Annotated in this window: 17 protein-coding genes and 3 pseudogenes; 8 read left to right on the top strand and 12 right to left on the bottom strand. The window is 73.0% G+C overall.

All coding sequences use genetic code 11. The features are described 5' to 3' along the window. Window positions 1–10: 10 nt before the first annotated feature. From OV079_RS56105 to OV079_RS20655, 3 genes and pseudogenes are all read left to right on the top strand, one after another. A pseudogene (locus OV079_RS56105) lies at window positions 11–2,214 on the top strand (molybdopterin-dependent oxidoreductase); the annotation flags it as partial. Between the two features lie 42 nt (window positions 2,215–2,256). Then, entirely contained in the window at window positions 2,257–2,907 is a 651-nt protein-coding gene (locus OV079_RS56100) for a molybdopterin oxidoreductase family protein (RefSeq protein WP_338089096.1), read from the top strand. 122 nt (window positions 2,908–3,029) lie between these two features. Then, the gene (locus tag OV079_RS20655; RefSeq protein ID WP_267770564.1) at window positions 3,030–3,440 is read left to right on the top strand and encodes a hypothetical protein; all 411 of its coding nucleotides are present in this window, start codon (window positions 3,030–3,032) and stop codon (window positions 3,438–3,440) included. Between the two features lie 131 nt (window positions 3,441–3,571). Here OV079_RS20655 and OV079_RS20650 read toward each other — a convergent pair whose 3' ends face one another. Together OV079_RS20650 and OV079_RS20645 are read right to left on the bottom strand one after the other, a co-directional pair. Next, the gene (locus OV079_RS20650) at window positions 3,572–4,255 is read right to left on the bottom strand and encodes an MXAN_2562 family outer membrane beta-barrel protein (protein WP_267770563.1); all 684 of its coding nucleotides are present in this window, start codon (window positions 4,253–4,255) and stop codon (window positions 3,572–3,574) included. Then, the gene (locus tag OV079_RS20645; RefSeq protein WP_267770562.1) at window positions 4,212–6,182 is read right to left on the bottom strand and encodes a DUF4215 domain-containing protein; all 1,971 of its coding nucleotides are present in this window, start codon (window positions 6,180–6,182) and stop codon (window positions 4,212–4,214) included. The genes OV079_RS20650 and OV079_RS20645 overlap by 44 nt, the downstream gene beginning before the upstream one ends. Before the next feature lie 735 nt (window positions 6,183–6,917). Between OV079_RS20645 and OV079_RS20640 the strand changes: the two genes are divergently transcribed. After that, on the top strand, window positions 6,918–7,127 hold the full coding sequence (locus OV079_RS20640; RefSeq protein WP_267770560.1) for a hypothetical protein: 210 nt from the start codon (window positions 6,918–6,920) through the stop codon (window positions 7,125–7,127). Further along, window positions 7,127–7,387 (top strand): MarR family winged helix-turn-helix transcriptional regulator, encoded by a 261-nt coding sequence (locus OV079_RS20635; RefSeq protein WP_267770559.1) that lies wholly within the window; start codon window positions 7,127–7,129, stop codon window positions 7,385–7,387. The genes OV079_RS20640 and OV079_RS20635 overlap by 1 nt, the downstream gene beginning before the upstream one ends. A gap of 324 nt (window positions 7,388–7,711) precedes the next feature. Here the strand turns inward: OV079_RS20635 and OV079_RS20630 are convergent, their stop codons facing one another. The 3 genes and pseudogenes from OV079_RS20630 to OV079_RS58270 all read right to left on the bottom strand — a co-directional run. Beyond that, window positions 7,712–9,151, bottom strand: coding sequence for a DUF790 family protein (locus tag OV079_RS20630; RefSeq protein ID WP_267770558.1), 1,440 nt, complete (start codon window positions 9,149–9,151; stop codon window positions 7,712–7,714). A gap of 156 nt (window positions 9,152–9,307) precedes the next feature. After that, window positions 9,308–9,985: a helicase-related protein gene (locus tag OV079_RS20625; RefSeq protein WP_267770556.1), complete on the bottom strand. Its 678-nt coding sequence runs from the start codon at window positions 9,983–9,985 to the stop codon at window positions 9,308–9,310. A 292-nt stretch (window positions 9,986–10,277) separates the two neighbouring features. After that, window positions 10,278–10,862: pseudogene (locus OV079_RS58270) on the bottom strand (DEAD/DEAH box helicase family protein); the annotation flags it as partial. Window positions 10,863–11,499: 637 nt separating this feature from the next. Here OV079_RS58270 and OV079_RS20615 point away from each other — a divergent pair. Both OV079_RS20615 and OV079_RS20610 read left to right on the top strand, forming a co-directional pair. Next, the gene (locus OV079_RS20615; RefSeq protein ID WP_267770555.1) at window positions 11,500–12,147 is read left to right on the top strand and encodes a hypothetical protein; all 648 of its coding nucleotides are present in this window, start codon (window positions 11,500–11,502) and stop codon (window positions 12,145–12,147) included. Further along, window positions 12,144–13,295, top strand: coding sequence for a hypothetical protein (locus OV079_RS20610; RefSeq protein WP_267770554.1), 1,152 nt, complete (start codon window positions 12,144–12,146; stop codon window positions 13,293–13,295). The genes OV079_RS20615 and OV079_RS20610 overlap by 4 nt, the downstream gene beginning before the upstream one ends. A gap of 83 nt (window positions 13,296–13,378) precedes the next feature. On the opposite strand, the gene OV079_RS20605 is transcribed toward OV079_RS20610, so the two are convergent. The 7 genes and pseudogenes from OV079_RS20605 to OV079_RS58265 all read right to left on the bottom strand — a co-directional run. After that, on the bottom strand, window positions 13,379–13,777 hold the full coding sequence (locus OV079_RS20605; protein ID WP_267770553.1) for a hypothetical protein: 399 nt from the start codon (window positions 13,775–13,777) through the stop codon (window positions 13,379–13,381). A 4-nt stretch (window positions 13,778–13,781) separates the two neighbouring features. Then, window positions 13,782–14,636, bottom strand: coding sequence for a hypothetical protein (locus tag OV079_RS20600; RefSeq protein WP_267770552.1), 855 nt, complete (start codon window positions 14,634–14,636; stop codon window positions 13,782–13,784). Between the two features lie 240 nt (window positions 14,637–14,876). After that, window positions 14,877–15,527 carry an O-methyltransferase gene (locus tag OV079_RS20595; RefSeq protein ID WP_267770551.1) on the bottom strand — a complete coding sequence of 217 codons (651 nt, stop codon included), beginning with the start codon at window positions 15,525–15,527 and terminating at the stop codon, window positions 14,877–14,879. Continuing rightward, window positions 15,515–16,687: a pyridoxal phosphate-dependent aminotransferase gene (locus OV079_RS20590; RefSeq protein ID WP_267770550.1), complete on the bottom strand. Its 1,173-nt coding sequence runs from the start codon at window positions 16,685–16,687 to the stop codon at window positions 15,515–15,517. Before OV079_RS20590 ends, OV079_RS20595 begins: the two co-directional genes overlap by 13 nt. A 351-nt stretch (window positions 16,688–17,038) precedes the next feature. Continuing rightward, window positions 17,039–18,076, bottom strand: a complete 1,038-nt coding sequence (locus OV079_RS20585) for an ICP22 family protein (protein WP_267770549.1) — start codon at window positions 18,074–18,076, stop codon at window positions 17,039–17,041. 547 nt (window positions 18,077–18,623) lie between these two features. Next, window positions 18,624–19,217 (bottom strand): DUF7168 domain-containing protein, encoded by a 594-nt coding sequence (locus OV079_RS20580; protein ID WP_267778605.1) that lies wholly within the window; start codon window positions 19,215–19,217, stop codon window positions 18,624–18,626. Between the two features lie 103 nt (window positions 19,218–19,320). Further along, window positions 19,321–19,620: pseudogene (locus OV079_RS58265) on the bottom strand (SprT-like domain-containing protein); the annotation flags it as partial. A gap of 64 nt (window positions 19,621–19,684) precedes the next feature. Here OV079_RS58265 and OV079_RS20575 point away from each other — a divergent pair. Further along, window positions 19,685–20,803 carry a hypothetical protein gene (locus OV079_RS20575; RefSeq protein WP_267770547.1) on the top strand — a complete coding sequence of 373 codons (1,119 nt, stop codon included), beginning with the start codon at window positions 19,685–19,687 and terminating at the stop codon, window positions 20,801–20,803. The last annotated feature ends 105 nt before the right edge of the window (window positions 20,804–20,908 follow it).

The following is a 20,908-nucleotide window of genomic DNA, read 5'->3' as shown; positions in this document are numbered from 1 at the left end:
TGCAGGGACGATGTCCGCGGCACCGCCCGAGGTCGAACTCACCATCGACGGCGTCGTCGTGCGCGCCCCGGCGGGGTCGACGATCTGGGAGGCGGCGCGCGCCGCCGGCATCGAGATCCCCGTGCTGTGCCACGACCCGCGCTACCGCCCGGTCGGCGTGTGCCGCATGTGCGTGGTCGACGTCGGCGGGCGGGTGCTCGCGGCCAGCTGCGTGCGCCCGTGCGAGCCGGGCATGAAGGTCACCGCCAGCGGGCCGGAGATCGAGGCCCACCGCAAGCTGCTGACGGCGCTGCTGCTGGCCGATCAGCCGCAGGCGCCGTCGCAGCAGCGGCCGGAGGGCAGCGACCTGGTCGCGCTCGGCCGCCGCTACGGGCTCGTGGGCGAGGGCGCGAGCGGCGATTTGCTCGGCCTGCCCCGAGGGACAGGTCGCCCGCAGGACCCGTCGTCGCCGGTGATCGGGGTCGACCACCAGGCCTGCATCCTGTGCGACCGCTGCGTGCGCGCGTGCGACGAGCTGCAGAGCAACGAGGTGATCACCCGCTCGGGCAAGGGCTACAAGGCCAAGATCGCGTTCGACCTCGACCTGCCGATGGGCAGCTCGTCGTGCGTGTCGTGCGGCGAGTGCATGGACGCGTGCCCGACCGACGCGCTGGTCAACAAGCCGCTGGCGCCGAGGCGACGCCGACCGCTGCCGCTGGCGCCCGCGCCCGAGCCGAAGCCGGCGCCGCCGCAGCCGGCCGCGCTGACGCCGGTGCCGACGCTGTGCCCCTACTGCGGGGTCGGCTGCAGCGTGACCGCGCACGTCGACGAGGCGAACAACAAGGTGGCGTGGATCGACGGCCGCGACAGCCGGGTGTCGGACCGCCGCCTGTGCGTGAAGGGCCGCTACGGCTTCGACTACGCGACGCACCCGCAGCGGCTGACGCAGCCGCTGATCCGGCGCGAGGACAGCTACCCGAAGGGGGCGCTGTCGAGCGCGCTGCGGGTCAAGGAGGGCAAGCGCCCGGGCGGGCTGGTCGACTACGCGGAGGTGATGCCGCACTTCCGCGAGGCGAGCTGGGACGAGGCGCTGGGGCTGGTGGCGCGGCGGCTGCTCGAGATCCGCGAGCGCCACGGCTCGTCGGCGCTGGCGGGCTTCGGCTCGGCCAAGGGCAGCAACGAAGAGGCGTACCTGTTCCAGAGCTGGTCCGCGTCGGCTTCGGCACCAACAACGTCGACCACTGCACGCGCCTGTGCCACGCGTCGTCGGTGGCGGCGCTGATGGAGACGATCGGCTCGGGCGCGGTGTCGACGACCTTCCGCGACATCGAGAACAGCGACGTCGCCCTGCTGGTCGGCACCAACGCGACCAGCAACCACCCGGTCGCGGCGACGTTCTTCAAGCAGGCGGCCAAGCGCGGCTGCAAGCTGCTGGTGATCGATCCGCACCGGCCGCAGCTGGCCGACTTCGCCCACCGCTACGTGCGGCTCCGTCCCGGCACCGACGTCGCGTTCTTCAACGGGGTGCTGCACGAGATCATCCGCCGCGGGCTCTACGATCGGCAGTTCGTCGCCGAGCGCACCGAGGGCTTCGAGCGGCTCAAAGCGACGGTCGAGCACTACTCGCCGAAGGTGGCCGCGCAGCTGTGCGGGCTCGACGAGCAGGAGATCGTCGACGTCGCGGTGACGTGGGGCTCGGCGCGCGCGGCGATCTGCTTCTGGGGGATGGGCGTCAGCCAGCACGTGCACGGCACCGACAACGCGCGCTGCCTGATCTCGCTGGTCCTGCTCACGGGCCAGGTCGGCCGCCCGGGCACCGGCCTGCACCCGCTGCGCGGGCAGAACAACGTGCAAGGGGCGAGCGACGCGGGGCTCATCCCGATGGTGTTCCCCGACTATCAGTCGGTGACGGACCCGGCGATCCGCGGGCGCTTCGAGGCGGCCTGGGGCACGCAGCTCGACCCGCAGCCGGGGCTGACGGTGGTCGAGATCATGCACGCGGCCCTGCAGAAGGACGTCCGCGGGATGTACGTGCAGGGCGAGAACCCGTTCGTCAGCGACCCGAACACCGAGAAGGTGCGCAAGGCCCTGGCGGCGCTCGACTTCCTGGTGGTGCAGGACATCTTCATGACCGAGACGGCGGAGTTCGCCGACGTGGTCCTGCCGGCCTCGAGCTTCTTCGAGAAGACCGGCACGTACACCAACACCGACCGCCGGGTGCAGATCGGCCGGCCGGTGCTGAAGCTGCCCGGCGCGGCCCGCCTCGACTGGGACATCATGTGCGAGATCGGCCGGCGCATGGGCGTGCCCGGCTTCGAGTTCACGCGCATCGAGGACGTGTTCGCCGAGTTCGCCGCGCTGACCGAGAGCTACCGCGGCCTGTCCTACGAGACCCTCGGGCTGGAGGGCAAGCTGTGGCCGTGCAAGGATCCGGTCCACGAGGACGGGCAGGTAGTGCTGTTCGAGCGCGACTTCCCGAGCGGCCGCGGCAAGTTCGTGCCGGCCGAGTTCGCGCCGCCGAACGAGCTGCCGAGCCCGGAGTTCCCGTTCGTGCTGACGACCGGGCGCCTGCTCGAGCACTGGCACACCGGGACGATGACGCGGCGGGCGTCGGCGCTCGAGACGATCGAGAGCGAGCCGTACGCCGACATGCGCCCGGCCGACATGGCGGCGCTCGGCCTGCTCGAGGGCGACGAGATCGCGGTGACGAGCCGCCGCGGCAGCATCACCCTCAAGGTCCGCGCCAGCGAGGCGCCGGGGGCCGGATCGATCTTCATCCCGTTCTGCTGGCGCGAGGCCGCCGCCAACGTCCTCACCTCCGACGCCCTCGATCCGTTCGGCAAGATCCCCGAGTTCAAGTTCAGCGCCGTGCGCGTCGAGAAGCTGCACGCCCCGACCCTCGCCGACTCTCGCGGCGCCGCCGAGTGAGATGGAAACGCTCTTCATCGCCGCAGTGACTGTGCTGGTGGTCGGCTACGGGTTCGTCCGCCTGCGCCGCGCCGACGAGGCGGCCCGCCGCTACCTCGAGTCGGGCCAGGAGAAGCCGCTGCATGGCCCACCTGAGCGAGACGCTGGCCCGCGTGGCCCGCGAGACGCGGACGCTGCGGATCTTCCTCGAGTCGCCGCTGCAGGCGGTGCGCGACCACCTGGCCACCGACCTGATGCGCACCGACGAGGACATCGAGGCGTTCGACGCGGTCCTGCTCGACGCGAGCCGCGAGGTCGGCCTGTACCTGGCGATGATCGACGGGCTGCAGCCGCACGAGCGCCAGGAGTTAGAGTCGCTCGGGGCCGGCGCCGGGGCGATCCGCGGGGTCATGGAGGCCGAGAACGGGGCGTTCGAGCGCGCCCACGTGAAGGCGCCCGGACGCCCGCCGATGGACCAGCGCATGGAGGCGCTCCTGCGCGAGCTGACGCGCATCGAGAGCGCGCTGCAGGCCCAGGGGCACGTGTACCGCTGAGCCGCGGAGGGTGTCGTCAATGGCCTTCGGGCGGGCGGGGGCTGTCGGCGCGAGCTGTATTAGGGGACATGTCCGAGGGGACATGCCCATCAGGCTATGTCCCCGCGAGCATGTCCCGACGCGCAGGTGCGTCAGAACTCCGCGGCCAGGCCGACCATCCAGGTGCTGTCGCCGAGGTTCATGCTGTCCTTGCGGCCGAAGTTGGACAGGCGTGTCAGCTGCCACTCGCCGAACAGGTAGGTGTGGTTGATGCCGGAGATCCGGTCGAACGTGCGGGCGGTGCCGGGGTCGAGGAAGTCGAGCCGCAGCATCATGCCGAGGTTGATCTGGTAGCCCCACACGCCGCCGCGGCCGCGGTCGACGACGTTGTTATCGCCGTCCTTCAGGACGGCGATCTTGCCGCTGCCGTTCTTGGTCCACCAGAAGCCGTAGGCGACGCCCGCCTTGACGTAGGGGACGAACGGGGCCCAGCGGACCTTGTCGGCCAGGAGCTCGAAGCGGTAGACCGCCTGCAGGGCGATCGGCATGACCGTGAAGCGGACGGTGTCGGCGCGGCTGCGGGTGTAGCCCTCGTCCGGCGGCTCGGCCAGCGGGGCCTGGGCCTTGTCGCGGGCCATGGTCCACTGCACGCCGATGCCGATCGGGCCGGCCAGCTTCTTGGTGATCTGCCACTCGAAGGCGAGGCCGCCGTAGATGCTCTTCTTGGGCTGGCCGATGGTGACGCCGTCGTTGTCGGTCTCGCCGAAGATCTTGGCGTAGGGGCCGTAGCCCTCACCGCTCCAGTTGCGGTCGACGTCGGGCAGATAGGTGCCCATCTTGACCTCGAGCGCGAACCGCTGCCTGCTCTCGGCGGTCAGCGGGGCCTGCTTCTTCTTCAGGCTGTCGGTGAGGTCGGGGTTGCTCTGGCCGACGACGGCGGACTCGCTCGGGACCGGCTGCTTCTCGTAGGTCGGGCCCTCGATCGGCCGCCACCTCGCCCTCGCGCTTCTCGCCGACGCGCGAGCCGTAGGGCGGGCCCATCAGGTCGCCCTGGCGGGTCTCGGTGGTGGTGGTGCCGCTCGGAGGCGGGCTGGCCTCGGGGCCAGGGGGCGCAGGCGGGACGGTGCCGGTGTCGGCCGGCGGTGGGGTGGTGCCGGCGTCGCCGGTGATCGTCATGTCGGCCGGCGCGGGGGCGGCGACCAGGGTCAAGGCGAGGGCGATCACGCGCGGTTCCTTCTCCGGTTGGCGACGCCGAGGCCGCCGATGCCGAACGCTGCGAGGGCGGTGAACAGGGCCAGGCCGTCGCTCGAGTCGTCGCTGACGTTGCAATAACCCGAGGCGCCGCAGATGCCGCCGTCCTCGTCGCATTGCTCCCACAGGTCGTAGGTCTCGACCGGGATGCCGCGCACGATGGTGTCGACCGGCGCCGGGTTGCCGATCAGGTCGTAGGGCACGAGCAGGAAGTTGTACTCCTTGCCGTTCTCGAGCCCGTCGATGCGGTAGCTCTTGGTGCTGAACGAGATGTGCGGGGTGCAGACGTAGCGCCAGTCGAGGTTCAGCATGCCCGGGCTGGCCGTGAACTTGCACTCGCCGCTGCAGCTCGACGTCGTTGTTGTTGACGCCGTTGTCGCACTCCTCGCCGGCCTGGACGATGTTGTCGCCGCAGGCGGGCTCGCGGCAGTTGTTGGCGCAGTCGTCGTCGTCGACGGTGTTGCCGTCGTCGCACTCCTCGACGCCGTCCCACACGAAGCCGTCGCCGCAGAAGGCGCGCAGGCACTCCTCGGTGCAGGCGTCGGTGGTGTCGTCGTTGCCGTCGTCGCACTCCTCCAGGACGCCGCCGTCCAGGGGGTCGCTGAGCACGAAGCCGTCGCCGCACACGTTCCACGTGCAGTCACTCTTGCAAGTGGCGTTGTTGGAGTTCAGCGGGCCATCATCGCAATTGGGAGCGACCTCCACGCCGTCGCCGCACTCGGGGCAGCCGTTCATCATGTTGGCGCAGTCGACGACCTCGCAATTCGTGTTGCACGGGGATGCACCGCCGTCGGCGTTGAGGGCGCCCATGTCGCAGGTCTCCATGCCGACCCAGAGGCTGCCGTCGCCGCAGGCGGCGTTCTTGCAGGCGTTCGTGCAGCCGTCGCCGTCCTCGTCGTTGCCATCGTCGCACTCCTCGACGTCGGCCTGGACTCGACCGTCGCCGCAGAAGCTGCGGGTGCAGTCGCTGCCGCACGCCGCGTCGTCGGCGTTGGCGTCGCCGTCGTCGCACTCCTCGCCGGCCTCGATGATCTCGTTGCCGCAGTCGGTGTTCTCGACCGTATCGCCGGTGTCAGCGCCGGTGTCACCGCCGGTGGTTTCGATGCCGTCGGTGTCGGTGGTGCCTGGCGGCTCGAGCGGGTTGTCCTCGCCGCTGTTGAAGGTGCTGAAGGGGCCGTTCGGGCACAGATTATCCTTGGTGTAGAAGTACTGGCCGTTCGGGATTGCGTAAGGGTCGGGCGGTGTCTGTGTGCGGCCAGTGACCGGCTGGCCGGTCGCCGCGTCCTCGCACAGCACGCGGAAGCCGTTGATATCGCCGGAGCCGGTCTGCCAGCTGAGGACGACGGCGCCGTCGCCCGACTCGGCCTTGATGTCGGTGACCTTGAGCAGCGGCGGCTGGAAGTCGAACTTGATGCCCCCGGTCTTGCTCGGGAGGTTGATGTTCTGCGCGCCCTGGATGAAGAACTCGTCGGCCTGGCAGTTGGGCATCGAGTTCTGGCCGGGTGCGCACAACCACGCCCGCCTCGCCGGTGACGTTGGCGTCGCACTTGCCGGCGGTAAACGCCTCGCTCGGGTGGCGCGAGGGCGTGTCGGGGTTGACACCGTTGGCCAGCCAGATCGGGTGGAACGAGGTCGTGATGCCCTGCTGATAGGTCGGCACCAGCTCGGCACCCAGCTGCGCGCAGCGGCGGAACTGGCCCGCCAGCGAGGTCTCGGCCGTCGCGCATTGCGAGCCGACGAAGCTCTGCAGCTGCTCGGTCACAGAGTAGGCCGCCATCGTCTTCTTGAGGCGGACGATGACGCCGATCTGCTGCCCGCACTCGCAGCGGGCCCGGTTGATGAACTGGGTGAAGTACTTCTCCGTCAGCGGACGGATGAACTTCCCGGTCTGGTCGGTGAGCCAGTACTGGATCGTGAACGCGTCTGCCGGTGGGAGCGAGGGCCCCATGCCGGTGCCGCCGGAGGGCGGGGTCTGGGCGGCGGCGGTGAGCGGCCCGAGGGCGCACAAGCCGGCGAGGAACAGGGCAGCAGGACGCGAAAGGTCGTGCGGACGCATAGGCGGAAGCAGCGCTCGACGGCTGTGCAACCAGGATGCCACATGCGAGGACCTCGCGGGAGTTTGGCGCGGCGCGGCTTGCCACACGCGGGCTGCCGTGCGCGCGTGACATTTTGTCAGCCAGCGCGCGCCGACGATGACGATCGGACGCGCAGCCTGCGGCGCCGCGGCTCTGGTAGAAAGCGCGGTCGATGGCGACGACCGGGTCCGAGCTGCGCCTGCGGCGGCTGCAGAGCGAGGCGTACCTCAACCTCTCGCGGATCCACCGCGAGCTCGAGCGCAAGGTCGCGGACCTGCTGGTCGAGTCGGGGCTCCAGGAGGTGACGCCGGCGCAGCTCGGCGTGCTCATCCACCTGTTTCAAGAGCGCGCGCCGCTGACCGCCCGCCGCTGGCGAACCTGATGGGCCTGTCGGAGGTGACGGTCGGCCGCTTCGTGCGCGCGCTCGAAGGCGTGGGCTGGGTCGAGCGCACGTCCGACCCCGCCGACAGCCGCGCCATCCTGGTGAGGCCGACCCGCCGGGCCTACGCGGCCCTGCCGAAGCTGCTCGAGGTGTCGAACGCGCTGCTCGACCGCGCGTTCGCCGGGTTCTCGCCCCAGGAGATCGAGGCGATCGCGCGCACCACGGAGATGGTCCGCGACAACCTCGACTCGCAAGAGTGAGCGAGCGATCGCGCGAGGCGCGAGCCGGGAGCGCGGCGGCGCTGGAGATGTCCTTTCGGGCAGGTGAGGGCGGGACGACGCGCACGCGGAGCGCCCTGCGGTCGGAGCCGAGATGGCCTTTCGGGCAGGTGAGGGCGGGACGGCGCGCACGCGGAGCGCCCTGCGGTCGGAGCCGAGATGGCCTTTCGGGCAGGTGAGGGCGGGACGATGCGCACGCGGAGCGTCCTGCGGTCGGAGCCGAGATGGCCTTTCGGGCAGGTGAGGGCGGGACGATGCGCACGCGGAGCGCCGTGCGGTCGGAGCCGAGATGGCCTTTCGGGCAGGTTAGGGCGGGACGATGCGCACGCGGAGCGCCGTGCGGTCGGAGCCGAGATGGCCTCTCGGGCAGGTGAGGACGGGACGTCGGGCGCGGAGCCGGGAGCGAGGCGACGTCCTCGGGCAGGTGAGCGCCGCAGGCTTCGGTCGTCGAGGTGACCGCTCGGACATGCGATCCGGGCGGGACCGCGAACGGATGACGCTGTCCGCGGGGACATGTCCCCGCGGGCATGTGACCTGGCCTTCAGAGCAGGTTGCCGAGCGGCTCGAGCAGCGGTGCCAGGCGCTTCCAGGTCGGAAATTGTTGAATGTGAAGACCTGGGGGGCGGTGGCGAGGCGGGCGGCGAGGGCGTCGTCCTTGGCGAGGCTGAGGTCGACGCCGACGAGGAAGTGGGGGTCGGGGCGGGCGGCCAGCTCGTCGAGGCGGCGCAGGAGGGCGTGGCGGTGCCAGCGGTGGAACAGCTCGACGGCGACGCTCTTGCCGGTGGTGGCGTCGCGGAGGGCGAAGTCGGGCACGCACATGCCGGCGGCGCCGACGTGGCGCAGCTCGGGCATCGGGTCGAGGGTCCAGCGGGCGTCGCCGAGGCTCGCCATGCCGAGCTCGATCTCCGGCGGGATGTGGCCGAGCGGGCCGTCGTCGAGCGCCTTGAGCGGGTCCTTGTGGTCGAGGTAGAGCCGGGCGCGAGGCTGGCGCGGGAGGTCGATGTCGGCCTCGACCGTGAACTTGCCGAGCACCGGCACGGCGCCGAGGAAGGTGGCGAGCTGCAGGCCGTACTTCTTCTGCATGTCGAGCTGCGCGGCCGGGCCCTCGATGCGCAGGTGCCAGCCGTCGCCGTCGCGCCGCACTTCGGCGACCAGGCGCGAGAAGCGGAGCCAGCGCAGCAGCTTGCGCAGCTCGAGCGGGCCGGGGCTCGGGGCGCGGACGTCGAGGCTGCCGGCGTAGAGCACGAGGCCCTGGGCCAGCGCGAGGTTGTAGCGGGCCAGCAGGGCGGCCGGGCTCGGCAGCTTGGCCGACAGGAGGCGCCGGTGCTCGGCGAGGTCGTCGTAGAGGTGGGCCCGCACGTCGGCGAGCGGCCGCGGCAGGCCGGCGGCGACGGCGGCCAGGTAGTCGGACAGGGATGACTCTTCGGACAGGTCGCGGAGGACCGCGGCGCTGCGGGCGAAGGCGGCGGCCCGCAGCTCCATGGCGGTGTCGCCGGGGTCGTCCCACTCGCAGCGGTCGGTGAGCAGCTTGTAGAGGCCGCGCGCGACCTTGACCTTGCGGGCTTCGCCGCAGATGGCGTCGGCCGCCTCGTCGACGGCCCCGCGCGGCTCGCCGGCGGCGTGGGTGAGGAGCTCGATCAAGGCGCCGGCGGTGGCGATGTGATCGTCGTCGTCGGGGTCGACGAAGGTGGGGCGCAGGCGGATGCCCTTGACCCGGCGGTAGACGAGGAGGTCGCGGGTCAGCATGCGTTTCGTCGGACGGGCGGGCGGGACGCGGGAGGTCGCGGGTCGGGGTGCGGCCGCGCGAGCCGAGGATGCGTAGCGATGCGCGCGGGAGGTCGCCGGTCGGCGTGCGGCCGCGCGGCACGGGCAGGCGCAGCGCTGCGCGCGGGAGGTCGCGGGTCAGCATTCGTCCTCCGCGGGGGACGCGGCGCGGGCCCGAGGGCCGCGGGCGCGGGGCGAGGGGCCGGGCGCTTCGGACATGTCGCCGGGGACATGCTCTTCGGGACCTGTCGGCTCGGACATGTCGCTGGGGACCTGGTCGATCGGGCCTGGCCGAAGGGCGGCGGGGCCGCGGCGGGGCTGGGGCTCCTTCTGGTAGGCGCGGTGCTGGCGGCGGCGCTCGCTGACGCCGTGCTCGGCGGCGACGGCGGTGCACAGCTCGTAGAGGGTCGCGCGCTTGCCCTCTTTCTTGCGCAAGATCCGCCCGAGGCGCTGGACGTGCTCGCGGACCGAGCCGCTGCCGGACAGGATGATGCCGACGTTGGCGTCGGGCACGTCGACGCCCTCGTTGAGGACCTTCGAGGTGAGCAGCACCGGCAGCGCGCCGGAGGCGAACTGGGCCAGCAGCGAGACGCGCTCCTTCGGCGGGGTCTGGTGGGTGATGACGGGCAGGAGGAACAGGCGCGACAGGCGGTGGACGGTGTCGTTGTCCTCGGTGAACACGAGGATCCGGTCGCGGCGGTGACGCAGGAGCAGGCGCCACAGGGCCTCGATCTTGGCCTCGGCGGTGAAGGCGATCCGCTTCTGCTCGCGGTAGGCGGCGAACGCCTGCCGGCCGTCCTCGCTGCGGTGGCACACGGCGATGAACTGGGCCCACCCGCCCGGGCGGTCGAGGCTGACGCCGCTGCCGCGCAGGAAGTCGATGTAGAGCGCGCGCCTCGTCGTAGCGGCCCTGCTCTTCCTCGGTCAGCGCGACCGCCAGCGACTTGACCTCGTAGGGCGCGAGGTAGTCGCCCTCGAGCTCGTCGATGTTGGCCCGGTAACACACGGGGCCGAGCAGATCGGCGGCGACGCTGTGGAGGCCGTCGGGGCGCTCGAAGGTGGCGGTGAGGCCGAGGCGGAACGGGGCCAGGCAGCCCTGGGCGATGAAGCGGTAGGCCGGCGCGGGCAGGTGATGGCACTCGTCGCACACGAGGAGGCCGTGGCGGTTGCCGTGGAACTCGGTCTGGGCGGCGGCCGAGTCGTAGGTGGTGACGGTGATCTCGCGCGCCTCGCTGTTGCCGCCGCCGAGCATGCCGATCGGCCGCTGCAGCCAGTGGCCCAGCACCTGCTGCCACTGCAGCATGAGATCGATGGTGGGCACGACGATCAGCGCGGGCCGGCCGGTGTGGACGATGGCGAGGACGGCGAGGATCGTCTTGCCCGCGCCCGTGGGCAGCTCGACCACCCCGACGCCGCCGGCGGCCCGCCACGCGGCCAGCGCGTCACGCTGGTGCGGGAACGGCTCGAGCGGGCCCGACAGCGCGAGATCGAGGCGATCGTAGATGCGAGCTTTGTCGACGTAAGGAATGTGGGCGTTGTGAAGATGCGAGACGATCGCGCGGTACCGGTGCGCAGGTGCGCGGTGCGTGCCGGTGCGGCGGTCGAGGCTCACGAGCGCAGCCAGCCGCGCGTCGCCGTCGGGGACGCCGAGGACGACGAGCGTGCCGTGATCGAAGTGGAGCTCGACGGGCATGTCGCGGCGCGGAGGGTAGCAGCAATTGCCGCGATGCGCGCCTGCGCGCGTCCCGCTCGCCAGGCGTGTATATTCGGCACGATGCCCGAGTGGCGAGACAGCACGGCCGGCGCGACCGGCGGGTGGACGCGCCGAGGCGATGAGGCGCGCCGATCGTCGCGCGGCGACGAGGACCGTGAGGCGGCGCCGCGAGCGGAGCGCCAGCCCGGCGGCGGCGACGAGGACCTCGACTCCGGCGGCCCGGACCCGCAGGCGCCGGCGATCTCGGCCGGCGACAGCGACGCGGGGCTGTCGACGATCCGCGAGGCGCCGCGCGCGGGCGGGTCGACGACCCAGGGCGCGCGCCCGGCCTCTCGGCCGCGATGGCGCGGGCCGGCTCGCGGGCGCGGCGGTCGGTGGCGCCGCGCACGTCGGCGGTGATCCTGGGGGCCATGTTCGTCGGGACATGTGCTTCGGTTTATGTCGTTTCGCGCATGGCGGAAGAGACAGGTGAGCCAGGGGCGGCGCGCGGCGGTGAGGGGGCGCGGGCGGTGCTTCGCAGGTCCCGTTCGCTGGCGCGGGCATGGGCGGTTCGAACGACGGGAACGGGGCCGGGGACATCGCCGGTGGCGCGGGGCCGGGTGCGGACCCCGGGGCCATGGGCGCGAGCGGCGAGCCGGGTGGAGCTGCGGGCCCGGGCCCGGGCGTCGGGGTGGAGTGGCGCGGGGCGGCGGGCACGGGGCCGGGAGTTGCGGGCGCGGGCTCGGGCGGTGTCGTGGAGTGGCGCGGGGCGGCAGGCACGGAGCTGGGAGCTGCGGGCACGGGCTCGGGCGAGGTGGAGCGGCGCGGGGCGACTGCTGCGGGTGGAGCGGCGGGCACGGGTTCGGGCGGCGGGGTGGAGTGGCGCGGGGCCGAGGTCGATGGTTCGGGCGCGCCCGTCGGCGGCGAGGCGGCCCAGCCTGCGAGCGGCGGCGAGTCGTTGTGGGTGCCCGTGGCGCAGGCCGACGGCGAGGCGGCCGAGCGGCGGCGCAAGATCGCCGCGCAGGCGCGGGCGCTGATGCGCGAGCCGCGGCTTTTGGCCTGTCTTTTGGGGCATGTCACGATCGGCGTCGGCCGGCGCACCGCGCTGACCGGCAGCCTGGTGGTGGCCGGCGACGGCGAGGTCGTGCGCGCGAGCGTGCGCGGCGGCGACCGGGCGGTGCCGGCGGGGGCCAGGGCCTGCGTGGCGGCGGAGCTCGAGAAGTCGCGGTTCGTGCCGGGGCCGCAGGCGCAGCTGGTGGTGCCGCTGCGGCTGGAGATCCATTGAGCGGCATCGGCCTGGCGTTGTGGATGGTCCTGGTGCCGGCGCCCGACTGCGTGCGCGCGGCCGGCGAGGCGCTGGCGCACGGCCAGGTCGAGGGGGCGGCGCGGCGCGGCGAGGCCTGCTTCCGCGCGGGCGGGCACCCGCAAGGGCTGCTGCTGGCCAGCCAGGCGTGGCTGCAGGCCGGGCGGATGGCGCACGCGCGCCTGGCGGCGCAGCGGTACCTGGCCTTGCGGACAGCTCAGGACAAGACCGCGCGCAACGTGGCCGAGCTGGTGAGCGCGTCGGCGGTGCGCGAGTCGGGGACGGTGCACCTGGCGGTCGACCCGACGGTGGCGCCCGACGAGCCGCTGACGGTGACCGCGACCCGCGAGGGCGAGGGCGAGGCGCTGACGTTGCGGGCGCGCTGGGACGAGCTGCGGGAGGGCGGCGCCGCCACCCTGGTGCTCGATCCGGGGCGCTGGGTCGTGACCATCGCCAGGCCCGGCTTCGTCGACGCCCGGCTCGAGGTGACCAGCGCGAAGGGACAGGTGACGACCCTGGCGGCCGACATGACGCGCACGCCGCGGACCGCCGGGGTGACTCTGGACGAGCGCCGACGGCGGCGCTCGTGGGCGATCGCGGCGCCGCTGATCGGCGGGGCGGGGATCGTCAGCGGGGCGGCGGTCACGGCGGTCAGCCTGCGCGGGTGCGGCAGTGTTCTCAAGGACATGTCCTGCGGGTCAGATGCGAGCGTGGCCGGCTGCCGGCGGCCGATGGCGATCTGGACCGAGCGGGGCGGCGGTGGGGCGGCGGCTCTGGGGCTCGGCGCGGGCGTGCTGGTGGCGGGGCTGACGGGGCTGGCGCGCGACGAGGGGGTGCGCCGGCGGCTGTGGACGGCGGAGGCGATCGCCGGCGGGGCGGTGGCCGGGGCGGGCGTGGCGACGCTGGCCTACGGCACGACCTACTTCGTGACGGTGAACGCGGCCGAGGCATGGGTCGGCGAGGCGGTCGAGCGCGGCGAGGTGCTGTACATGACCGGCTTCGGGCTGGTCGGCGCGGGCCTCGGGCTGGCGGCGACGGCCGCGGGTGGGCTGGTGGCCGACGCGCTGCAGCACCGCCGGGGCCGCCGCGCGGCGGCGTGGCAGTTCGTCGGCGGGGCGCTGCGCTTCTGAGGGCGAGATAGGTCCGAGAGGACATGCGCGAAAGGGCATGTTCTGGAGAACATGCCCGTTCGGACATCTATGCCGGCGTCCGCTCAGCGGCCGGCTTGGAGGCGCAGGCGGAGGCCGAGCTCGCCGTCGACGGTGAGGAGGTCGACGGCCTCGCCGGGGGCGAGGGCCGGCGGCGGGTGGACGGTGTTGTTGAGGATCCGGCCGCCGAGGCGGAAGTGGCCGATGTGGCCGGTGTGCTGGACCTCGACGCGGTCGTCGTCGCGGCGGACGAGGACGTAGGCGGTCTGACCGCCGAGCAGGGCCTCGCGGGTGTGCGGGAGGTGGATGTGGTCGGCGGGGCGCAGGCCGACGGTCAGCCGGGTGCCGGGCGCGACCGGCCAGCGCGAGCCGGGGCCGAGGCCGCGCTGGCGCAGGGCCGGGTGGGCGTCGTCGAGGACGAGCCACAGGTCCGGGGCCTGGAGGTCGGGCGTCGCGGCGTCCATGGGGCTAGGCGATCGGGCCGATGACCCAGGTCAGCAGGTCGAGGATGAAGAACACCAGCATGCCGGCGGCGAGGCTCGAGAGGACGGCCTGGCCGAGCGGGGTGCGCCTCCCGGCGGGGTCGAGGCGCTCCAGCAGCGGCAGGCTGACGAGGAAGTAGCAGGCGTAGAACAGCGAGCCGTACTTGAGCATCCGCGCCTTGTCGACGTAGCGGAAGTAGTCGCTGATGGCGTCGCTGGCCATGAACCAGGTCTCGGCGAACGAGACGGCGTAGGCCAGGCCGCACACGACGCAGGCGAGCGCGAGCCGGCGCACGAACCGGGTGGCCCGCGGCGACCTGTCCTCGGCGCCAGGTTCGGCGAGGCCGAGCAGGCCGCGGACGCGGCGGATGCAGACCAACATGACCACGTGGTAGGTCACGAAGTAGGCCTGCGTCAGCGGGTACATGAACAGCGGGATCTCGGCGCGCGAGCGGCCGACCAGCGCGGCGCCGCCGTTCCACTCGGTCGGGAAGGCGTAGCGCATGCCGAGCACGTCGAAGAAGTAGTGGGTCAGGAAGTACGTGCCGACGAAGACGAACAGGAAGATCCAGGCGTTGAACTTGAACCAGTAGCTGTCGTACCACGGGGTGCCGCGCAGGGCCGGGTGGCGGCCGTGCAGCAGCGCCGGCACCAGCACGGGCGGGAGGCCGACGAGCAGGCCGAAGCCGATGAAGGCGGGGTCGTCCCAGGCGAGCACGGCCCGACTGAGCAGGGCCCAGGCGACCAGGGCGATCCAGATCGGGCTGTAGAGCAGGATGAACCGCTCGGTCCAGGCCTTGCCCGGGTCGGCGGCGAACCACTTGGATGGCGCTTGGGACATGGTGTTCAGGTCAGGTGGGAAGGGGTGGCGAGACGGGTGACGGAGAGGACATGTCCGAAAGGCCTCGCCAGGTCGGAGGCGAACCGTTGGATGGCGCTTGGGACATGATGTTCAGGTCAGGTGGGAAGGGGTGAGCGAGAGCGCGGGGGCGGGCGGCGAGTCAGCGGTGCGCTCGCGGTCACGGCCGCGTCGCTCGGGCGAGGCGCGGCTGCGGGCAGCGATGTGTTTTAAAGGACATGTTCAATCGCGCAGCTTGCGGGCGAGCATGATGCCGTCGCGGACCGAGAGGAGGACGTGCTCGACGCGCGGGTCGGCGGCGACGTGGGTGTTGAAGGCGACGATGGCGCGGTCGCTGTCTTCCCTGGGGGCGACGACCTTGCCGCTCCACAGGGTGTTGTCGGCGACGACGAGGCCGCCGACGGGGACCAGCGGGAGCACGGCGTTCCAGTAGTTGACGTAGTTGTGCTTGTCGGCGTCGATGAAGACGAGGTCGAAGCGGCGGCCCGCGGCGGCCAGCTCGGCGATGGTGTCGAGCGCGGGCGCGAGGCGGAGGTCGATCTTGTGGCCGTGGCCCGACTCGGCGAAGTAGCGGCGGGCGACGGCGGTGGCGACGGGGTCGATGTCGCAGGTGACGAGCTTGCCGTCGTCGGGCAGGGCGCTGGCCATGGCGAGGCCGGAGTAGCCGCTGTAGGTGCCGATCTCGAGGACGTTGCGGGCGCGGCTGACGGCGACGAGGATCCGCAGGAGCGCGCCCTCGACGTGGCCGACCTGCATCTGCGGGGAGGCGAGGTCGGCCTGGGTCTCGGCGCGCAGGCGGGCGAACAGCGGCGACTCGGCGGTGGTGTGAGCGTCGACGTAGGCGGCGAGGTCGGGGCCGATCAGCGAGAGCATGGGCCGGAGGCTAGCACGTGCGCGACGTGCTCCGTGACGCGCTCGAGGCCGTCCGCGAACTCGGGCTCGGGCGTGATGAGGGACAGGGCGAGGTGGGCCGGGGGCATCTCGTAGAGCTCGCCGGGCTGGGTCAGGACACCGGCGTGCAACAGCTCGCGCGCCCAGCCGCGGCCGCCGTCGTCGAACAGGTGCGGCAGACGGACGAGCCCGGTCCAGCCGGCCTCGACGTCGAGGACGCCGAGCGAGGTGCCGACGCAGGCGCGGCGCAGACGGTCGAGGTTGGCGCGGACGCGGGCGCGGATCGCCGCCTGCAGGGCCGGGGCGGCGGCGAGGAGGCTACCGGCGGCCCGCTGCACCGGGGTGGCGGCGCTGAGGTAGGTGTCGGCGACGAGCTCGAGCCGGCGCATGGCCTCGCGCACGAGCGGGCCCGGGCCGCGCGCAACGGCCCAGGCGAGCTTGAGCTGCGGCAGGGCGGCGACCTTCGACAGGCCGGACAGGACGAAGGTGAGGGCCTGCCGCGGGCCTGCGATCGGGCTGACCTTCGGGACATGGCCGATGGGATAGTCGAAGAAGACCTCGTCGACGAGCACCGCGAGGCCGCGCGCGGCGGCGAGGACGTCGATCGCGGCGAGCTCCTCGGCGGCGAGGTAGTTGCCGGTCGGGTTGTTGGGGGCGACGAGGACGATGGCGCGGGTGCGCGGGCAGACCGCCGCTTCGAGGGCGGGGAGGTCGATCGACCAGGTGCCGTCGTAGAACAGCGGGTAAGGCCGCAGCTCGACGTGGGCGAGGTCGGCGATCATCGGCAGCAGGGGGTAGCCGGGCTGGGGGACGAGGACGACGTCGCCGGGGTCGCAGAGGAGCGCGAGGAGGTGGGCGTAGGCCTCGCTGGTGCCGGCCAGCAGGCAGATGTCGGCGAGGTCGAGGTCGAGGTCGGGGACGCGGGCGCGGTAGTAGTCGGCGACGGCGGCCCGCGCCGGGAGGATGCCGAGCGGGTCGGGATCGTAGGCCGCGCTGCCGGGATCTCCGAGGCTGGCCCAAAGGTCATGTGAGTGGCGGAGGCCGACGGCGGTGGGGTTGGAGATCGTGAGGTCGAGGACGCCGGGGCCGGCGACGAGCGGGGGCTCGTCGACAGGCGGCCAGGCGGTGCGGCGCGAGAACACGGGGCGCACGATGCCGCGGGCGCGAGGGCGAGGGCAAGCGGTCGCGGTGAGCATCACGACCCGTCGAGGACGCAGGTGACGGGACGAGGAGTCGCGCGGGACCGCTGCGCCGGCGACGGCGCGCGGCGATACGGAGGAGCGGCGCGAGGCGGGCGGTTCGTGGGAACGAGAGGGCGACGAGGCGCGGCCGTAAGAAGAAGCCGCGCGTGACCGCCTGATCAGGCGGACGGGCCGCGGTTTCGAGGGAACGAGAGGGCGACGAGGGCGCGACCGCAAAAGAAGCCGCGCGCGACCGCCTGATCAGGCGACCGCGCGCGGTGAGGAGGAAGAAAGGGTGATGCGGGCCGCGGGTCACTGGCAGGCGAGGTAGACGTCGACGACCTCGCCGCTGCGGATCTCGCCGGCCACGTTTTTGAACTCGAAGCGGGCGCGCTCGCGGCCGCAGTTGCCGCGGTCGTCGCACTCGGCGCGGACGGCGACGTCGAGGTGGATGGCGACGAGTTCGGCCTGGGTGACGGGGACGAGCTCGGACAGCTCGCCGCGGCGGTCGCGGTCGCCGTCGGACCAGAGCACGAGCTCGGCGAACACGGGGTCGGCGCGGTCGATCTTGCCGTCGCGGTTGAGGTCGTGCTCGGCCAGGGCCTCGAAGCCGTGGCTGGCCCGCCGACCGCTGCGCAGGACGGTGCCGCTGCCGAACAGCTCGCGGCCGCTGTCGATGGCACCGTCGCGGTCGCGGTCGAGCGCGAGCCAGGGGAGGGTCGGCCAGTCGGTGCTCAGGCACTGGCCGGCGCCGGAGATGTCGAACGAGGCGGCGGCGGCGGCCTCGAAGCGCAGCGGGGCGCCGTCGAAGTTGACGACGAGCGGGGTGTCGCACTGATCCTCGGCCCACGAGTAGAGGTACAGGTCGGTGCCGTCGAAGGCGCAGATCTGGCCGACGCAGCCCATGTCCCAGTTGTAGTTCGGGTCGCAGACGGGCTCCTCGGTGCTGCACTCGGTCCAGTGCTCCTCGCCCTGGTACAGGAAGCACATGCTGGTGCCGGCCTCGCCGCCCTCGGTCGTACACTCTTGGGTCTGCGGCCAGTCGAGCTCGGGGCAGATTTGCACGGCCTGGGGGCGCGGCTCCGGGGGCGGGGGCTGCGGCTCGTCGTCGCCCTCGCTGTCGGTCTCGTCCTCGCTGTCGACCGGCTCGTCAGGGCTCTGGCTGCTGGTGGCACCCTCGCCGTCGGTGGTGTCGGGCTCGGGCGGGCCGTCGGGGCCGTCGCCGGAACCGTCCGTGGTGGTGTCGTCCGCGATGTCGCCGGTGTTCGGGCCTTGCTTCTCGTCACAGCCGGGCGCGAGGACGAGGGCGGGGAGGAGAGCGAGGCTGAGGACGATCCGCGGGCTGAGCATGATGCCTGCCCCCAAAGCAGGAGGCGTGCCAAGCGTGCTGCAGGGCCGCCGGCGGCCGATCTGGGCCGGGCGCGCGGAACGGGCCGGAGACGCTGCGACATCACTGTCAGAGACCGGGCGGCGGTGTCGGGGCGCGCCGCCGGTGCGGGTGCACGACGGCGCTCGCGGACATGATTGAAGGGACGTGTCGCCTCGGGGCGCGCCGCGGCGCGCGGAGGACGAGGGCAAGGCGCGGGCGACAGGCGCACGCGGCTTCGGGGTTGAGCCGCGGGCCCGGGCCGGGCGGCGACCGGCAGGGATGCTCCCTGGGACATGCTCTCGAGGACATGGCCTCGAGAGCATGGCTCATCCGACATGTCCGAGGGGGCGGAACCATCGTCGCGGCCGGGCGGCAGCGACAGGGCGCGGCTCAGCCGTCGCGGCCGCGCGGGAGCGACAGGGCGCGGCTCAGTCGTCGCGGCCGCGCGGGAGCGACAGGCCGCGGCTCAGTCGTCGCGGCCGCGCGGGAGCGACAGGCCGCGGCTCTGGTGCTCGCGGACCGGCTTGTTCAAGTGAGGCCCTCGCCGGCGGCGCGGCCGGCCGCGTGGGCGCGGCCGCGGTTGACGGCGGAGGAGCCCATGCTGCGGATGTAGGGGTGACGGCCGCGGAGGAAGCGGTCGAGGTCGGCGTCGCCGAGCCACACGAGGCCCTGCTCCTCGTTGCGCTGGCGCTCGCCGCGGAGCTTGTCGCGGAAGCCGGTGAGGAGGCCCGCGCTGAACTCGCGGCGGCGGTTGGCGGGCAGGTCCATGTCCCGCTTGGCCTGCTCCCACAGGCGCTTGGTGGACGCGTGCAGGAAGTCGTGGACGTAGGCGGCCATCTCGAGGTTCTCCGAGGTGCCGAGGACCTCGAGCACGCGCTCGTGGCGGAGGCGGCGGGCGTTGTAGGTGGTGACCCAGATGCACTCGACGAAGAAGAACTCGCTGAGGATCGAGCTCACCAGCTTGGCCTCGAGGGCGATCGCGGCGGCGCTGTCGCCGAGGCGGCGGGCCTCGTAGTCGCGCGGCGGACCGTCCTGCGGCAGGTCGAGGTTGTAGCGCAGCAGCAAGGTGTTGGCGGCGGCCATGGCCGCCTCGGCCTCGTGGCGGTTGGCGCTGGTGGCCAGGGCGAGCAGCTTGCACGCGCTTCAGCACGCGCGCGGCCGGGTCGTCGCTGGCCCGCGGGCTGCCGGTGGCGTCGGGGCGGATCTCGAGCAAGGCGCAGGCGCGGGCGAACTGCGGGCCGTGCGGGCGCACGTCGCCGCCGAGGACCTCGTCGACGTACTGGTGCGCCATCTCGTGCTTGAGGGTGTCGAGCACGTCCTCCCAGCGGTGCGACAGCAGGTGCTCGTGGGCCAGGCCGAGCGTCCGCGTGTCGCGCTGCCAGTGCCCGAGGCGCGCGGTCGACAGATCGATCTGCAGCACCGGCGGCTTGAGGGCGCCGCCCAGGTGGCGCTTGTTGAACTCGTGCCAGCTGCGCAAGAGCTCGGTCAGCCAGGGCCGGTGGAGTGTCTCGTGCAAGGAGACCATGCGGCGGAGGATCGCGGAGGCGGACGCGGTCGACAACGAGAATCTGAGCGGTTAGGCTCGTCCGGTGCCGCTCCGCGCACCGCTGCGCTCTCGGGCCCGTGCGGGCGCGGCGGCGCCGATCCGCGGGGCTCGGCGGTGGAGGGCCCTCGCGGCGGCGCTGGCGGGCGCGAGCTGCTTGCCCGACGAGCGCCCCTATTGGGTGATCGATCACACCGACGCGCTGGCGATGCGCTTCGAGGTGATCGAGCGCGGGCCGTGGGGCGCGGACCCGCCGCCCGGGGGCGGGCCGGTGGCCGAGGCGATGCCCGGCGATCGCGTGCGCGCGACGCCGTTCGTGGCCGGGCCCGACGGGCCGGTCGACGTCGCGGCGCTGCAGCCGCGATGGTTCGTGTGCGGCGGGACCGGCTGCACCGGCGGGCAATTGGTCAATCTGGCCGAGGCGCCGCCGTGCGGGCCGATCGAGCTGCCGCAGGCGGAGACGTGCGCGCTGCCGCCGGGGCCGGCGGCGACGCTCGAGCTCGGGCCGCTGCGCGACGTGGTCGGCGCGGCGAGCCTCGGCGTGATCGTGATGATGGTGGCGGGCTCGCCCGAGGGGCCGAGCACGGGCGAGTGCATGCGCCGCGCGGAGGGGCTGGCGCAGGCGTCGTCGTCGCTGCGCGACTGCCTGTTCTTCGTGCGCACGCTGCGGATCGGGCCGACGTGGCGCGCGGTGGTGGCCGGGGCGGCGATGGGGGCGACGTCGCCGGTGCAGCCCGAGAATCTGCCGTGGCAGATCACGCAGATCGAGCCCGACGTGGCGCCGAAGATCGCCCACTTCGCGGCGTGGGTGCCGGCGCCCGGCGGCGGCGAGTACTTCCTCGAGGCCCAGTCCGGGGCGACCCTGTCCGCACGGACAGGCGACGCGCTGGCGCTGTCGCTGGTCGAGGCCGCGCCGCCGCAGACGTACTACGCGGTGTCGATCGACGAGACGACGCTGATGCCGTCGGTGTCGCCGATCGTCGAGGTCCGCGGGGCGGCGTGGTTCTCGACCACGACGGCGCCGTTCGAGCCGACCGCCGGGCCCGGCTTCGAGATCGAGTGGCGCGCGCCCGAGGAGCCGGGCACGCACCACGTGTACGTGGTCCTCGCCGACAACCGCAGCGCCACGACGGCCTGGCTGCGCGTCGAGGTCGCGGCGAGATGACGCGCCGGCGCTGCGGACAGGTGGCCCGACCTCGGCGCGACGATCGCCTGGCTGCGCGTCGCGGTCGCGGCGAGGGGATGCGCTGGTGCTTCGGACATGTCGCTG

It is taken from the genome of Nannocystis pusilla, from assembly GCF_026626665.1.
In the GTDB taxonomy this organism is placed as follows: Bacteria; Myxococcota_A; Polyangia; order Nannocystales; family Nannocystaceae; genus Nannocystis; species Nannocystis pusilla.
This window is presented reverse-complemented; position numbering and strand designations above follow the sequence as displayed.

What these genes read in the sequence shown, in the direction of transcription:
- OV079_RS20635 (WP_267770559.1), top strand. Translation starts at nt 7,127, where the DNA reads ATGGGCCTGTCGGAGGTGACGGTCGGCCGCTTCGTGCGCGCGCTCGAA.
- OV079_RS20600 (WP_267770552.1), bottom strand. Translation starts at nt 14,636, where the DNA reads ATGTCCCAAGCGCCATCCAAGTGGTTCGCCGCCGACCCGGGCAAGGCC.
- OV079_RS20630 (WP_267770558.1), bottom strand. Translation starts at nt 9,151, where the DNA reads ATGCTGACCCGCGACCTCCTCGTCTACCGCCGGGTCAAGGGCATCCGC.
- OV079_RS20585 (WP_267770549.1), bottom strand. Translation starts at nt 18,076, where the DNA reads ATGCTCAGCCCGCGGATCGTCCTCAGCCTCGCTCTCCTCCCCGCCCTC.
- OV079_RS20605 (WP_267770553.1), bottom strand. Translation starts at nt 13,777, where the DNA reads ATGGACGCCGCGACGCCCGACCTCCAGGCCCCGGACCTGTGGCTCGTC.
- OV079_RS20615 (WP_267770555.1), top strand. Translation starts at nt 11,500, where the DNA reads ATGGGCGCGAGCGGCGAGCCGGGTGGAGCTGCGGGCCCGGGCCCGGGC.
- OV079_RS20595 (WP_267770551.1), bottom strand. Translation starts at nt 15,527, where the DNA reads ATGCTCTCGCTGATCGGCCCCGACCTCGCCGCCTACGTCGACGCTCAC.
- OV079_RS20655 (WP_267770564.1), top strand. Translation starts at nt 3,030, where the DNA reads ATGGCCCACCTGAGCGAGACGCTGGCCCGCGTGGCCCGCGAGACGCGG.
- OV079_RS20640 (WP_267770560.1), top strand. Translation starts at nt 6,918, where the DNA reads ATGGCGACGACCGGGTCCGAGCTGCGCCTGCGGCGGCTGCAGAGCGAG.
- OV079_RS20650 (WP_267770563.1), bottom strand. Translation starts at nt 4,255, where the DNA reads ATGGGCACCTATCTGCCCGACGTCGACCGCAACTGGAGCGGTGAGGGC.
- OV079_RS56100 (WP_338089096.1), top strand. Translation starts at nt 2,257, where the DNA reads ATGTGCGAGATCGGCCGGCGCATGGGCGTGCCCGGCTTCGAGTTCACG.